Source organism: Thalassospira sp. ABD4_177, from assembly GCF_056160125.1.
The window spans coordinates 348934-362612 of record NZ_JBSWWO010000002.1 but is presented as its reverse complement, the minus strand read 5'-3'; the positions used below and the strand labels follow the sequence as shown (position 1 = coordinate 362612).

Here is a 13679-nt window from a genome sequence, read left to right as displayed (position 1 = left end):
TTTTCCCGATATTCACGTGTTTTGGCATCTGACTGGGTATCTGGTTCTGCAACATATAACGCGTCACAAGGACTTTAGAAACGCCAGCAACTGACTGCGCTCTGATGGTGGCAGCTTTGTGACCGCATCGCGGGCGGTCTGGGCTTCGCCACCATGCCACAGGATGGCTTCAAGAATGCTTCTCGCCCGCCCGTCATGCAGGAAGCGCGCACGGGGATCGATTTCCTGCGCGCGGCCAATCCCCCAAAGCGGCGGGGTGCGCCATTCATGGCCGGATGCCTGTGCTTCTGGCCGATGGTCGGCAAGACCGTCTCCCATGCCATGGAGCAACAAGTCCGTGTATGGCCAGATCACCTGTCCGGATTGTTCGGGCAGATCGGCACGTTCCGGCAATTCATAGCGCGGCGTGTGGCAAGATGCGCAGCCGATGGCCTCAAAGATTTCCGCGCCTGCCAGAACGTCCGGGTCATTGGCGTCGGGGCGTGCGGGCGGGGCGATGTTGCGCGTGTAATAAAGCACCAGATCCGTCATCACGGAATGCACTTCGAGGCCTTCGAACTCATCGTCATTGCCATTCGGGGCATTGATGCAATCGGTTTGTGCCTCTGTGCAATCGCCACTGCCATGCGGATAAAGCGGGGTGGAAAGGCCGATATCAAACTGAAACGCATTCTGGTTTTGCTGATCAAGGGTCGGCATGCCGGCCTTCCAGCCAAAGCGACCAATGGCCATATCGCCCTTGGCGATGTCCCAAACCCGGTTAAGCCGCCCGGAAATACCATCACCATCTGCATCCTGCGGATCACTTGCCGCGATTAGTGTGCCATCGGGGATGGCTTCCAGCAGTCCAAGTCCGATCATCGGCGGAGCCAGGCGCGGGGAGACCATGACATCGGGATGCAGCGGCCCATAGGCCAGATTGGTCATCTCATAGGTCGGTTTGCGCAAGCTGACGGTCTCGTCCCCGGCAAGCGTGACGTCCATGGTCTCGTAGCTGACCTTGACCCGGCCTTCGGCAGCAATACCTGCAACCGAGAAATCCTGAAACTGCCCGCCATAGACCGGATCGGGAATGGTGGCGCGTTTGCCATCCAGATGATTGCCGAGTTGCTCAGCTGTTTGCGGCGGGATGGACAGACGCAGCAACATGGATGTTGCCCCGGCCGCATTATCGTTTTCATCCACCGGATGACCGCGGCCATTTCGGATATGGCAACCACTGCACGCCCGTGAATTAAATAGCGGCCCCAAACCGTCTGCTGCCTTGGTGCGGGTCGGCGCAGTTACCCACAACCTTTGAAAAAGGGCTTCACCCAGCTTGAAATCAAGCCGCTTTTCAAAGCTCATATTGGCAGATTGATGCATGAAGGCATCGCGTCCGTGATCGGCACGCCAGCTGGTTTCGCCACCGGGCAGGGCCGGGTTACCAATGGTCTCGGCCTGAAGTGCAATTGGCGCCAAGGCAAGGCCAAGGGCTGCCAGCCAGAACGGGCGTGAAAACAGGGACGTATTTGCGGGACGGTTCATGGAAGTCTTCTAGTTCTTGTTTAAAGCAAAACGGCGGGAGAATTCATCCCCCGCCGTTCACTGTCATTCAGGCAGGTGCCTGATGATAACGATTAGTTCACTGCAGACGGATTGTCGAGGCTGTCAGAACCTTCGAATTCGATACCGTCAATGCCGACAGCGGCAATGATCTGTTCGATCGATTTGGTCTGATCGACAAGCGCATCAACAAAGGCCTGAACGACGGCATTTCCATCTTCGTTGCCCATGGCGATCAGCTGGTCAAAGGCTTCGCCGCCCTGCGCACGGGTGACCATGACTTTGCCGGCAACAACCGATGCGGCCAGCTTGGCGCGCAGCTCGGTATCAAGCGCTTCGTCATTGGCTGCAACCAGATCGGAAAGCGATGCGCCTTCGACGACCGAACCGTCAACACGGGTGTAACGGCCAAGATAAACGTTCTGGATGCCCAGTGCGTCATAGTAGTGGCTGTTATGGGTGTTGTCCGAGAAGCAGTCATGCTCTTCTTCCGGATCATGCAGCAGCAGGCCAAGCTTGGTACGCTCGCCGCCCAGTTCGCCATAAGACAGCGAACCCATGCCTGTCACAATTGCGGTCAGACCCGGAACGCCATCACCTTCAAGAACGGTTTCACGTGCTTCGCCGCCTTCGGCCCACTGTTCGGTGATCCATTCCAGATCGGAAACCATCAGATCGGCTGCCGCCTGAAGGTATTCACCACGACGGTCGCAATTGCCGTTGGTGCAGGCATCGCCAGATGCATAGTCGGTCCATTTACGCTCACCGGCACCGGCATCGGTCCCGTTGAGGTCCTGGCCCCAAAGCAGGAATTCAATGGCGTGGTAACCGGTCGCGACGTTTGCTTCGACGTCGTCAATTTCATGCAGGCTTTCAAGCAGTTCTGCATCAATGGTCGATGCGTCAATGGTTTCGCCCGAAATGGTCAGGGTCGGGTTGGCAATGACGTTGGCGGTGTAAGCCGGGTTTTCTTCGCTTTCTTCGCCGTAAAGACCGGTTTCGACATAGTCGATCAGACCTTCATCAAGCGGCCATGCGTTAACCTTACCTTCCCAGTCATCGACGATGGCATTGCCAAAGCGATAAACTTCGGTCTGCTGATACGGCGCGCGCGATGCCAGCCATGCCGACTTTGCCGCGTCAAAGGTGCTGGCTGACGGGTTGGCGACCAGGTCGTCAATCGCTGCCTGCAATTCCTTGGCGGTGATCAGTGAATCTTCGTAACCGGCATGCGCGATGTCGGCATAGGTGGTCAGCACATCTTTTGCGCCCGGTGCGGCATATGCCTGCGCGCCAAGGGTAGAGACCAGCGCGGCCGTACCCAGAATCTTTGCGATCTTCATAGGAGTTCCCATCTATCCCTGAATGGTGAGCCAAGGGCCTAATGCCCCGAGGACCAGAGTGAAACCATCCTGTGCACATCATAAAATGCGCGCCCGGATTGTGACCCTGATCACTATGCTTCCGTTTAACTGATACTGCTTGTGATAATGATTTTCAAATAAAGAATCACGAATTTGCAAAATTTTACGTTTTCGCAATGTGATAACCACGGGTTGGCGCTAGTCTGTTGTCAGGCCTGTGCCAAGCTTTGAAAATTGATGTGTTTTTAAGTTTCCTGTTGGACAGTGCTGTATGGCGTTTTCTTGAATTTGAAAACCACTGATCGCGCAAAGAGAGAGGCCCGATGAGCAACCCGACATCAGAAGAAACAAAAGTCAAACTTTGGGATTTCCCGGTCCGCCTGTTTCACTGGGCGCTTGTCATTGCCATTGTGACAGCCTGGTGGACCAACCGGCAGGTGATGATTGATATCCACGCGATTGCCGGTTACAGCGTGCTCGCACTTGTGATTTTTCGCATCATCTGGGGCTTTGTCGGCAGTTCAAACGCCCGCTTTGCCGATTTCCTGACCGGCCCCAAGCGCGTGATCAATTACATGCTGAAGATCCCGAACGGGACAATGTCCGATCTGACCTATGCCGGGCACAATCCGGCAGGGGGCTGGATGGTGGCGGTACTGATTATTCTGGTCGGGATGCAGGCCGTCTCGGGCCTGTTTGCCAGTGAGGATACCTTCCTGTTCTTTGATGGTCCGCTGGTGGCGTATGTCAGTTCCGACTTTGCCAGCACCATGAACTGGATCCACCACACCAATATCAATCTGATCTATGCCGCCGTCGGACTGCATGTCTTTGCCGCTGTCTTCTATCTGGTGGTCAAGCGCGAAAACCTGATCCGGGCCATGGTGATCGGTACGCGCCAGGTGCCCGCTGAGCTGGCGGGGCGCTTTGCTGCCATTCGCTTTGCGTCGCCGGTATTGGGGATTGCGATCCTGATGATCTGTGCCCTGGCGGTTTGGGGTGGCGTTACCCTCGCGCGCGGATAAGTAGCGGGTCAGGACCCGACACATAGCGCCGCTGATTTCTTTGATGCGCAAAACAAAAAGGCCAACGTCGCGGGAATATGACGTTGGCCTTTGCTTTTGGAAGAAAAGGCCCCTGATCAGAATCTCGGCTGCGCTGTTGGGGGACAGTGCATGGGGGGTGGCGTCATCTGATCAGGGGCGGTCGCCCGGGGTGAGGCGGGCGACAAGGCAAAATGTTACTTGGTGCGGAATTCGTCGTGGCAGCCTTTACAGGTCTTGCCAAGATTTCCCATGGCAGCGCCCATCGCACCCTTGTCACCAACGGCATCCGCAAGGGCGAGGGCGGCTTGCTGCATTTCCGGGAAACCGCCGGCGAATTCATCCCAGTCGGTCCAGATGTCGCCACTTGCCGTGGTTTTGACAGATGCATCCGGGGTCTGCGGCTCAAATGCGGTCGGGCCGGAACCGGCAGCAAAAGCAATGCCCTTTGCCAGGTTGGCCAGAACCGGGTCGGGCAGTTCACACTGGCCCTTCATATAGCAACCCAGCGTGCCCATCGCACCGCCGACTCCGGCCATCAGCATCTTGCGGTTTTCAACGGCCGCATTGTCGGATGCTTCGTCAGCCTGTGCCATCATCGGGAAAGCGGCACCCACGACCATGATAGAGCCGAGGATTCCTGCAGTAAGGAGCTTCTTCATCGTGTGTTCTCTCTTCTCAAAACGCGATAACGTATCTCTCGGGATGCAGCGCTCAGTTTAAAATTAATATATTGAGATGTAAGCATGTTGTTGCCATGAGCCCGCCGCAAGGCTTAGTGTCCCAGCAACGTCCCCGAAACTGTAATCACAAGCGCGTGATCACGATGATTTTTTTGTTGCCGCGCGCCGAGGAAACCTTCGCCCATGCCTGCTGCCACCAGCAACACCCCGCCAACCACACAATCTGCCCCGGAACCACAGGCGCAGGATGCTCTGATCCGTGAAGGGCGTGCACGTGCGCGTGCGGTCATTCGGGATTGGAACCTGAAGCACGCCTATATAAATGGTGCGTGGCGCACTGCCGATAGCCGTGAAACCCTTGATGTGGTGGACCCGGCAAAGGGTGATGTGATTGGCGCCGTGCCGTTTATGCGTACCGCCGAAGCCCGTCAGGCGATTGATGCCGCCCATGCGGCCTTTCCGGCCTGGTCGGGGATGCTCGCACGCGAACGTGCCGATATCCTGCATCGCTGGCGCGATCTGCTCGAAGCTCATCAGGAAGAACTGGCTGCCCTGATTACGCTTGAGCAGGGTAAGCCCCTTGATCAGGCGCTTCGTGAGGTGGTCGGGGCGATCGCATATGCCGAATGGTATAGCGAAGAAGCCAAGCGGGCCTATGGTCAAACCATGCCAGCCACCCAGCGTGATCGTCGCGTTGTCGTGCAAAAGCACCCGGTGGGCGTGGTTGCCGCCATTACACCTTGGAACTTCCCGCTAACCATGGTGGTGCGCAAATGCGCCCCGGCACTGGCGGCGGGCTGTACCGTCATTGTCAAACCGGCCGAAGATACGCCGCTTTCTGCATTGGCCGCCGCCAAGCTGGCCGAACGGGCGGGTTTCCCGCCGGGCGTATTTAACGTGGTCACCGGTCTTCCGCATCCGATTGGCGAGGCGCTTACAGGCGATCAGCGTGTGCGCATGCTGTCCTTCACCGGATCGACTGCGGTCGGTAAGCGGTTGATGGAACAATGTGCGCCGACGATGAAAAAGCTCTCGCTGGAGCTTGGCGGTAATGCGCCCTTTATCGTCATGGACGATGCCGATCTTGATGCGGCTGTTGCCGGTGCGATGATTTCAAAGTTCCGCAACAGTGGGCAGACCTGCGTCTGTGCCAACCGGATATTCGTGCAGGACGGGCTTTATGATGCCTTTGTCGAAAAGTTCGTCGCTGCCAGCAATGTCCAGACCATGGGCAACGGCTTCGTGCCTGGCACAGAATTGGGGCCGCTGATCAATCGGCAGGCGGTGGCAAAGGTCGAACGCCTTGTCGCCGATGCGCAAAAGCGTGGTGCGACACTGATCCATGGTGCAGCACTGCCCGAAGAAGGCTTCTTTACCCGCCCGCTGGTCATGACCGATGTGCCCCATGATGCGGATTGTTTTGACGAGGAACTGTTTGCCCCGGTCGCGCCCGTCTATCGCTTCAGCACCGAGGACGAAGTGATTGCCCTTGCCAATCGTGTAAATACCGGCCTGTCGTCATATATCTACAGCCGTGATGTCGGGCGCATTCAACGTTTGGCCGATCGGCTTGAAACCGGCGTGGTCGGCATCAATGATGGCACCACCAGCCATGAAGGGGCGCCGTTTGGCGGGGTCAAGGAAAGTGGTCAGGGCCGCGAAGGCGGGCATTGGGGTCTTGAGGAATATCTTGAACCCAAATACCTCAATTACGCGCTTTAGGTTTTGAATGCGCCTGCGCGTATGTGTGGGCGCCCTCGGTTCGGGCCTGAAATCAAGGATCGTAAAACGGCAATACCAGCTCATGGTGTTGCCGTTTTTGTGTTTTGGCTGAGCTATGCAAAAATGTTTGGCCGGAGTCTGGCGAAAACGTGGGTCAAATTCGTCAAATCCAAAGAAAATCCCGCCTGTGAAAAACATTTTCCCATGATTTTTCTTCTGCGGTTGAGGCGCTGGACGCGTTTTTAGCCGCGGACTTCCGTGTTATCATGCTGCTGTATCCTTTGTTTGTTGGGAGATTGAGGCAAAAATCCCAAGGAAAATAAGCGTTTTATTTGTCATGAAACAAACATGTGAATTATGCATGTTGAAAAAATGGCATCCGGGTAAATAGGTATGCGTCAAACGCATATTTGAGGTGAGAAAACTCTTCTCGTAGGAATGCGCAAACGGGCGTACATCGGATTTAACGAAACACACAGCGAAACCCCGGCGGGAACAACGCCGGATGCTTTTAAGAGGAAACGGACATGAAAATGTATCGTGGTTATGATCTGGTTGCCCTGCAGCGTGAAGCTGAACATCTTCGTGCACAGGCGATGCGCAACATGCTTGTCGCACTTGTACGTAAAGTTGGTGGCCTGTTTGGCACGCACAACAAACCGCATGGCGGTGTTGCTGCTGGCGCCTGATTGCGCTGCTCGACCAAGCCCTGCGACCGTGTAAACGGTACGCTTAAAAACACCCTCGCATCACGATGTTGCGAGGGTGTTTTTGTTTGTGCCCTTCACCTTCGCGGTCTGCATCGTTATTAAAGGGGATCGACCCCGTTCGAAACGCGCAGAAGTTGGTGTTTATGAAGCTTGCCCATTACGCCTTTGGCGAAGAAAACCGTGACAACGGTACCATCGTGATCATCCATGGCCTGTTTGGTCAGGCCCGCAACTGGACGGCCATCGCCCGGCGTCTGGCCGAGAAATATCACGTGGTCACCGCAGATCTGCGCAATCACGGACGATCAGGCTGGGATATGGAAATGACCTATCCCGCCATGGCGGGTGATCTGGCCGAACTGATCCGGGACGTTTCGGACAAGCCGGTGCATCTGGTCGGCCATTCCATGGGCGGTAAGGCCTCGATGATGCTGGCCCTTTCCTCGGATGCGGAACTGGTCGCTGATCTGGTGGTCGTGGACGTCGCACCCGTGGTCTATGATCACGATTATAGCGGCTATATCTCTGCCATGCGCGCGGTGGATTTTGATGCGGTGTCGCGCCGCGCAGGAGTCGAAGAAGCCCTGTCATCAGGTGTTTCGGAAAAAGGCGTGCGGCAGTTCCTGGCCCAGAACGTTGTGACCGACAAGGACAGCGGCAAAATGTCCTGGCAGGTCAATATCGATGCCATGGCCAATCACCTGGATGATATTACCGGCTGGCCCGAAGACGGGCTTTCTGATCAGTATGATCATGATGTGTTGTTTATTGCCGGGGCCAATTCGCACTATATCGATCCCAAGGACCGCGATCAGATCAAGGCGCTGTTTCCCAAAGCCGCCTTTACCAGCATCAAGGGGGCGGGCCACTGGGTCCATGCCGAAAAGCCCGAGGCTGTCTTGCTGACCCTTTCGGCATTCCTCAATCGCTAGGCGACAGCACAAAGGAACATCCCCGTGTCCGATCCCGATCTTTCCCCCGATCTTCCAAATGGCTGGTCGATCCCCGAACAGGATCACGTGCGCGTGCGTGATATCGATTGCCTGTCGGACAACTGGTATCGCCTTTATCGCGTCGGGTTTGATCTGAAACGTAGTGATGGATCGTGGCAACATCAAACCCGCGAGGCCTATGATCGCGGCAACGGGGCCGGTGTGTTGCTCTATAACCTTGCCGATCGCACCGTCATCCTGACCCGGCAGTTCCGTTTGCCGAGTTTCGTGAATGGCAATGAAGACGGCATGCTGATCGAAATACCTGCCGGTGTTCTCGATGACCGCGATCCGATGTCGGCCGTGATTGCCGAGGTCGAGGAAGAAACCGGCTACAAGATCGGCAAGCCCGTGCAGGTCTTTGATCTTTTCATGAGCCCGGGATCGGTCACCGAACGCCTGCATCTGTTCGTCGCCGAAGTCACCCGCGATCACCGCGAAGGCGAGGGCGGCGGCCTGCATCACGAGGGCGAGGATATTGATGTTCTCGAAATCCCGTTCGATGACATCCTGCCGATGATCACCGATGGCCGCATTCGCGATGCCAAGACGATCATTCTGCTTCAGCACGCGCTTCTTACTGGTCTGCTTGCGGGTTAAGTGCTGCTACCAGGGCAACGCTTCACCGTCATAGGCAAAGAACCCGCCGGAACTTTCCGCTGTCAGGTGATCGAGTACACCCAGCATGTTCGCAGTGGCTTCCTCCGGGCTTTGCACCCGAAGGCCTGATTTGGCAAACGGTCCGGAAAGCCCGGTATCAACCGTGCCCGGATGCAGGGCAACGCAAACCGCGTCACGTTTATTGCGCCCGATTTCAATTGCGGTGCATTTCACCAACTGATTTAGGGCAGCCTTGGCTGCGCGATAGCCATACCAGCCGCCCATGCGATTATCCCCGATGCTGCCGACCTTGGCCGAAAGGGTGGCAAACACCGATTTGCCCGATCGCGGCAAGAGGGGACAGAAATGCTGCATCAAAAGCGCGGGGCCAATCGCATTGATCTGAAACTGCTTGGCCATATAGTCCGGATCGATGTGACGCAGGGATTTTTCCGGCTGAAACGTCTCGTCATGCAGATAGCCGGTGGCATCAATGATCAGGCGGATGTCGTTCCCGTGCGTGCTGGCATAGGTCTTTGCATCCTGCGCGCAGTGCATAACGGTTTCCGGATCCGTCAAATCAAGGCGCGGATTGGTGGAACGCGAATATTCCAGCACCTTTGAAAAATGTCCCGACTGCTGCAGGTGCCGCACAAAGCCCGACCCGATGCCGCCGGTCGCCCCGATCACGATGGCAATCTGATCAGTCGGCAGGCTTGTGAAATGCACGGTTGGGATGTCTGACATGAACGGACCTCTTGTGATGTCTGTGCTGTCATACGGCGGTGGTGGTGATCCGGTTTAATCGGGCTTGCTGTCGCCCTTTGTCTTGTTGCCTGCGTTGCTGTCTTCCTGTTCATTGCGCATGATTTCAATCAGGGTAGCATTCTGGCTGCGCAGGGTGTCGATGAACTTTTTGTCGACACCACTATCGTTCCAACGCACACGCAATTTATCGAGTGTTTCAAAGTCATGCTTGCGGAAGGCTGTTTTTTTGCGGTTTGCGCGCGCCGGCGTTTCGCCAAGCGCGATCAGGGCATCGCGGCCAAGGTTAAGCGCACTTTCAAATGTCTCGCGTTCGATGAAATGTGCGCCGGCATTTTCAAGTTCAAACACATGGAGCCGGTCAATCGCACGCGCGAGAATACGGACATTGGGATAATGCTTGGCGACATGGGCAACAAGTGATGTCAGCTTTTCGCGATCATCAATCGCAGCAACGAAAAGCTTGGCGTTTTCAATGCCGGTATTGTGCAAAAGATCGGGGCGCATTGCATCGCCGTAATAGGCGCGGAACCCGATGCGTTCAAGGTTTTCAATAACTTCCGGATCGTGATCAAGAACCACCACGCGATGACCATTGGTCGCAAGCAGGCGGGTGACAATCTGCCCAAATCGGCCGATGCCTGCCAAAACGACGCTGCCGGTATCATCAATGACATCGGCATCACGGGCGCTGTGCTTGACAATGCGCGGTGCGAGTACCCGTTCATGCAGCAGAAACGCAAGCGGGGTCAGCATCATCGTCAGGGCAACCGCAAGGGTCAGTTTCTGCACCAGATCACCCGGCAGCGCGCCGACACCAACCGCCATTCCGAACAACACAAAGGCAAATTCCCCAGCCTGGGACAGGCCAAGCGAAAACAGCGTTCTGTCTGCGCCGCACATGCGGGCGGTCGATGAAATGGCAAACAGAACAGCAGCCTTGATGGCCATGATGCCAAAGGCAATGCCAAACAGGGTTGCCGGTTCCTCAATCAACAGATTGAGGTTAATGCCCGCCCCGACGGTCAAGAAGAACAGCCCAAGCAGCAATCCCTTGAAGGGTTCGATATCGTTTTCAAGTTCCGGGCGGTATTCACTGTCGGAAAGAACGACACCGGCCAAAAACGTGCCAAGGGCCGGGCTAAGGCCAATGGCGACCATCAAAAGGGCGGTGGAAATCACCAAAAGCAGGGCGGCGGCTGTGAAAACTTCGCGCAAGTGGGTCTTGGCAATATAGCGGAACACCGGGCGCATCAAATAGCGTCCGCCAATGACGATGGTGGCGATTGCCGCGATGATCACAAAGATCTGCGCCCAGTCCGGCACCATATCAAGCAGGATCGCATTTTGCGTCGGATCGGCGGAGCCTGATGGCTTGCTTGTGTTGGTTTGAGCCGTTTCCGATGCAGCCAAAAGCGGCATGATCGCTAGCATCGGGATAACCGCAATATCCTGGGTCAGCAGGACCGAAAACGAACTTTTGCCTCCCGCGGTGTTAAACCAGCCTTTTTCGCCAAGTGTTTGCAGGACGATGGCGGTCGATGACAGCGCCAAGACCATCCCGACCGCAATCGATTGCTGCCAGGGCAGGTCAAAGGCGTGGGCGATGATGGCAATGATTGCGGTCGAGCCGAGAACTTGTAAGCCACCAAGCCCGATCAATTGCCCGCGCATGTCCCATAACATGGACGGGCGCAATTCAAGCCCGACCAGAAACAGCATCATGACAACACCGAACTCGGCAAAATGCTGAAGGTTGGCGGCCTCCGCGCCGATAAGGCCAAAGACCGGTCCAATCAACAGGCCTGCGATCAAGTATCCCAGAACGGACCCCAACCCAAGTCGCTGTGCAAGCGGCACGGCGATCACAGCCGCAACTAGATAGATTAGGGCAGACGACAGAATTTCCAACGGGCTGGCTCCGGGGCGGGATCGCGGGATCGATCAATCAATAATTTTGCACGATGCAGGAAGATGTGGTGCGGGTCAGCCTGATTGTAATCCGGTTGCCCCAAGCAGGATGTATAAAAAAAGCCGCCCTGTGGAAAGGGCGGCTTTGAAATGCATTTCGCTGTCGGCGTTATTCGGCAGCGTTGATATGGGTAACATTCGGTGCGCTGCGGGCACCTTTGCCCTCATGATCGTGACGGCGGATGAAATCCTTGATCCGCGGGCTGATCTGTTCGCGCCAGCGACGGCCGTTAAACACGCCATAATGCCCGACACCCTGCTGAACATGATGCATGCGCATGCTGTCTGGCAGATTGGTGGTCAGCTTGTGCGCAGCCCGTGTCTGGCCCATGCCGGTAATGTCATCGCGTTCGCCTTCAACAGTCAGAAGGGCGGTTTTGGTGATGGCAGACGGATCGACCGGCACACCCTGCCAACGCATGGTGCCTTCGGGCAGGCTGTGTTCGTGGAACACGACCTTCAGCGTCTGAAGGTAAAACTCGGCCGTCATATCCATCACGGCGAGATATTCCTGATAGAAAGTCCGTTTTGCTTCGGCACTTTCACCATCGCCTTCGACAAGGTGGTTGAACATGTCGTGATGGGCTGAAACGTGACGGTCCCAGTTCATGCTCATGAAACCGGCCAGCTGCATGAAGCCCGGATAAACCCGGCGCATCACACCCGCATGGGGCAGCGGCACATGCGAAATCACATGGCGTTCAAACCAGTCCAGGCTGTGCTGCTTGGCGAACTTGTTGACCTCGGTCGGGTTTTCACGGGTATCAATCGGCCCGCCCATCAATGTCATCGACGCCGGCTGACAGGCTTCGTTGCCGTCTGCCATCAGCGACGCTGCCGCAACCACCGGGACTGACGGCTGGCAAACAGCCATCATGTGGGTGTTCGGGCCAAGCTTGCGCAGGAAGCGCATGATGTAATCGATATAGGTATCAAGATCGAAATGACCGAGATGGACCGGCACCAGGCGCGCATCAATCCAGTCGGTGATATAGACGTCATGATCGGGCAGTAACGCCTCGACCGTGCCGCGCAGAAGGGTTGAAAAGTGCCCGGAAAGCGGGGCGACGATCAACAGACGCGGGTCATCGGGCTGCGTTTTGAGATGGTCGGTCTCGCGCTTGAAATGCAATAGATTGCAAAAAGCTTCGCTGTGAACGACTTCTTCGGTGATCGGCACGGTTTCACCGTCAATCACCGTGCTGTCCAGACCGAATTCCGGTTTGCCGTAACGATGGGTGATATGGGTGAACACGTCACATGCTGCGGCTGCTGCCCGACCCTGATGGGTATAGGACATCGGGTTGGCCGGATTGCGCAGCCACTTCTTGCTGGCGTCAGCGGCCATGCGAAGCGGGCTTATTGTGGCGTGCTGCAATTCATAAAGGTGATACAGCATTAACTCTCACTCCCGGGTGACCGACAAACGTTTATGTGGTCACCGACCTGGTTTACGGCTTTCATCCTGTTTCAGCTGACACACCGCAGTTCGCGCGCGCAGCTTGGCGTTTTTCAGGATTCTGGTCAGGCCCGCCAATTGGCGTGGGCTGATCTGGTGCGCAGCGGAATATGGCTGGTTAACAGTGTTCAGAAATCCAGTAATTGCCACGAAGCCTACGTGAGTTCAGCTTACTTGCAATAGCCATTAAGTATGATGAAAGACCAAATTGTCATTTTTCACCATGATTCAAGCGAAATTTCCCCGTTTTGTCGAGTGAAATTTTGCAATGCAGCGTAAGTTGTTGCGTTGCAATAATTGTTTTTCTCAGCCTTCAAGCGATATCCCGTACAGGAAGGAGGTTCTTAAATGTGAGTGTTTCTCACATTGGTGGGTGGCTGGGCCTTGGTGCCAGGTTCGCCCAAAACAAAAAAAGCACCGCTATCGGGGAAATAGCGGCGCCAGTATGCGGAGTATGCGGAAATATTGTTGCGATTACTGAGGCCTTGTTGGGGAAGACCGGGCGTAGGGAAGGTCTGACCGACAGGCGGGACAGGGTTTGGGTGCGGGGTTGCCTGCCGGTCAGACGCCCGTGATGGACAAAAGCTTTGGTGGCTTATGGTCCGGGCCTCAGAAACACAGATAACGTGTGTTGGGAATTCCTAGATCAGACCGCGAAGGGATTGAGCCATGCCAAGTCCGATGACGAACAGGAAAAATCCTGTACTGCCGACAACGGCGACCGTGCTGCAAAGCTCGTTCAAACGGGTCGGGTTATCAATCAGTTTCAACATGGTCTGTCCTCCTCAATCTGTCTGAACAAACCATACTGTTCTGATTTTGTTC

At 55.9% G+C, this 13679-nt stretch carries 12 protein-coding genes; 5 read left to right on the top strand and 7 right to left on the bottom strand.

Features of this window, described 5'->3' with window-relative positions; all coding sequences use genetic code 11:
- Window positions 1–63: 63 nt before the first annotated feature.
- Both ACXAF0_RS14470 and ACXAF0_RS14465 read right to left on the bottom strand, forming a co-directional pair.
- A complete protein-coding gene (locus ACXAF0_RS14470) occupies window positions 64–1527 on the bottom strand; it encodes a di-heme oxidoreductase family protein (protein ID WP_475346560.1) in 1464 nt (487 codons plus the stop codon).
- A 92-nt stretch (window positions 1528–1619) separates the two neighbouring features.
- Entirely contained in the window at window positions 1620–2888 is a 1269-nt protein-coding gene (locus ACXAF0_RS14465; protein ID WP_475346559.1) for an imelysin family protein, read from the bottom strand.
- A gap of 344 nt (window positions 2889–3232) precedes the next feature.
- Between ACXAF0_RS14465 and ACXAF0_RS14460 the strand changes: the two genes are divergently transcribed.
- The gene (locus tag ACXAF0_RS14460; RefSeq protein WP_475346558.1) at window positions 3233–3934 is read left to right on the top strand and encodes a cytochrome b/b6 domain-containing protein; all 702 of its coding nucleotides are present in this window, start codon (window positions 3233–3235) and stop codon (window positions 3932–3934) included.
- Between the two features lie 215 nt (window positions 3935–4149).
- Here the strand turns inward: ACXAF0_RS14460 and ACXAF0_RS14455 are convergent, their stop codons facing one another.
- Window positions 4150–4614, bottom strand: a complete 465-nt coding sequence (locus ACXAF0_RS14455) for a c-type cytochrome (protein ID WP_475346557.1) — start codon at window positions 4612–4614, stop codon at window positions 4150–4152.
- 204 nt (window positions 4615–4818) lie between these two features.
- Here ACXAF0_RS14455 and ACXAF0_RS14450 point away from each other — a divergent pair, with 204 nt between their 5' ends.
- The 4 genes from ACXAF0_RS14450 (at window position 4819) to ACXAF0_RS14435 (ending at window position 8659) form a co-directional block, all read left to right on the top strand.
- Entirely contained in the window at window positions 4819–6357 is a 1539-nt protein-coding gene (locus ACXAF0_RS14450; protein WP_475346556.1) for an NAD-dependent succinate-semialdehyde dehydrogenase, read from the top strand.
- A gap of 527 nt (window positions 6358–6884) precedes the next feature.
- Window positions 6885–7046 (top strand): RSP_7527 family protein, encoded by a 162-nt coding sequence (locus tag ACXAF0_RS14445; protein ID WP_475346555.1) that lies wholly within the window; start codon window positions 6885–6887, stop codon window positions 7044–7046.
- A 164-nt stretch (window positions 7047–7210) separates the two neighbouring features.
- Window positions 7211–7999: an alpha/beta fold hydrolase gene (locus ACXAF0_RS14440; protein WP_475346836.1), complete on the top strand. Its 789-nt coding sequence runs from the start codon at window positions 7211–7213 to the stop codon at window positions 7997–7999.
- A gap of 24 nt (window positions 8000–8023) precedes the next feature.
- On the top strand, window positions 8024–8659 hold the full coding sequence (locus ACXAF0_RS14435; protein ID WP_475346554.1) for an NUDIX domain-containing protein: 636 nt from the start codon (window positions 8024–8026) through the stop codon (window positions 8657–8659).
- Between the two features lie 6 nt (window positions 8660–8665).
- On the opposite strand, the gene ACXAF0_RS14430 is transcribed toward ACXAF0_RS14435, so the two are convergent.
- From ACXAF0_RS14430 to ACXAF0_RS14415, 4 genes are all read right to left on the bottom strand, one after another.
- On the bottom strand, window positions 8666–9406 hold the full coding sequence (locus ACXAF0_RS14430; RefSeq protein WP_475346553.1) for an SDR family NAD(P)-dependent oxidoreductase: 741 nt from the start codon (window positions 9404–9406) through the stop codon (window positions 8666–8668).
- 54 nt (window positions 9407–9460) lie between these two features.
- Window positions 9461–11335 (bottom strand): monovalent cation:proton antiporter-2 (CPA2) family protein, encoded by a 1875-nt coding sequence (locus ACXAF0_RS14425; RefSeq protein ID WP_475346552.1) that lies wholly within the window; start codon window positions 11333–11335, stop codon window positions 9461–9463.
- A 169-nt stretch (window positions 11336–11504) separates the two neighbouring features.
- Window positions 11505–12794, bottom strand: a complete 1290-nt coding sequence (locus ACXAF0_RS14420) for a polyhydroxyalkanoate depolymerase (RefSeq protein ID WP_475346551.1) — start codon at window positions 12792–12794, stop codon at window positions 11505–11507.
- 701 nt (window positions 12795–13495) lie between these two features.
- A complete protein-coding gene (locus ACXAF0_RS14415) occupies window positions 13496–13627 on the bottom strand; it encodes a hypothetical protein (protein ID WP_475346550.1) in 132 nt (43 codons plus the stop codon).
- Window positions 13628–13679 lie beyond the last annotated feature (52 nt).

What these genes read in the sequence shown, in the direction of transcription:
- ACXAF0_RS14470 (WP_475346560.1), bottom strand. Translation starts at nt 1,527, where the DNA reads ATGAACCGTCCCGCAAATACGTCCCTGTTTTCACGCCCGTTCTGGCTG.
- ACXAF0_RS14465 (WP_475346559.1), bottom strand. Translation starts at nt 2,888, where the DNA reads ATGAAGATCGCAAAGATTCTGGGTACGGCCGCGCTGGTCTCTACCCTT.
- ACXAF0_RS14460 (WP_475346558.1), top strand. Translation starts at nt 3,233, where the DNA reads ATGAGCAACCCGACATCAGAAGAAACAAAAGTCAAACTTTGGGATTTC.
- ACXAF0_RS14455 (WP_475346557.1), bottom strand. Translation starts at nt 4,614, where the DNA reads ATGAAGAAGCTCCTTACTGCAGGAATCCTCGGCTCTATCATGGTCGTG.
- ACXAF0_RS14450 (WP_475346556.1), top strand. Translation starts at nt 4,819, where the DNA reads ATGCCTGCTGCCACCAGCAACACCCCGCCAACCACACAATCTGCCCCG.
- ACXAF0_RS14445 (WP_475346555.1), top strand. Translation starts at nt 6,885, where the DNA reads ATGAAAATGTATCGTGGTTATGATCTGGTTGCCCTGCAGCGTGAAGCT.
- ACXAF0_RS14440 (WP_475346836.1), top strand. Translation starts at nt 7,211, where the DNA reads ATGAAGCTTGCCCATTACGCCTTTGGCGAAGAAAACCGTGACAACGGT.
- ACXAF0_RS14430 (WP_475346553.1), bottom strand. Translation starts at nt 9,406, where the DNA reads ATGTCAGACATCCCAACCGTGCATTTCACAAGCCTGCCGACTGATCAG.
- ACXAF0_RS14420 (WP_475346551.1), bottom strand. Translation starts at nt 12,794, where the DNA reads ATGCTGTATCACCTTTATGAATTGCAGCACGCCACAATAAGCCCGCTT.
- ACXAF0_RS14415 (WP_475346550.1), bottom strand. Translation starts at nt 13,627, where the DNA reads ATGTTGAAACTGATTGATAACCCGACCCGTTTGAACGAGCTTTGCAGC.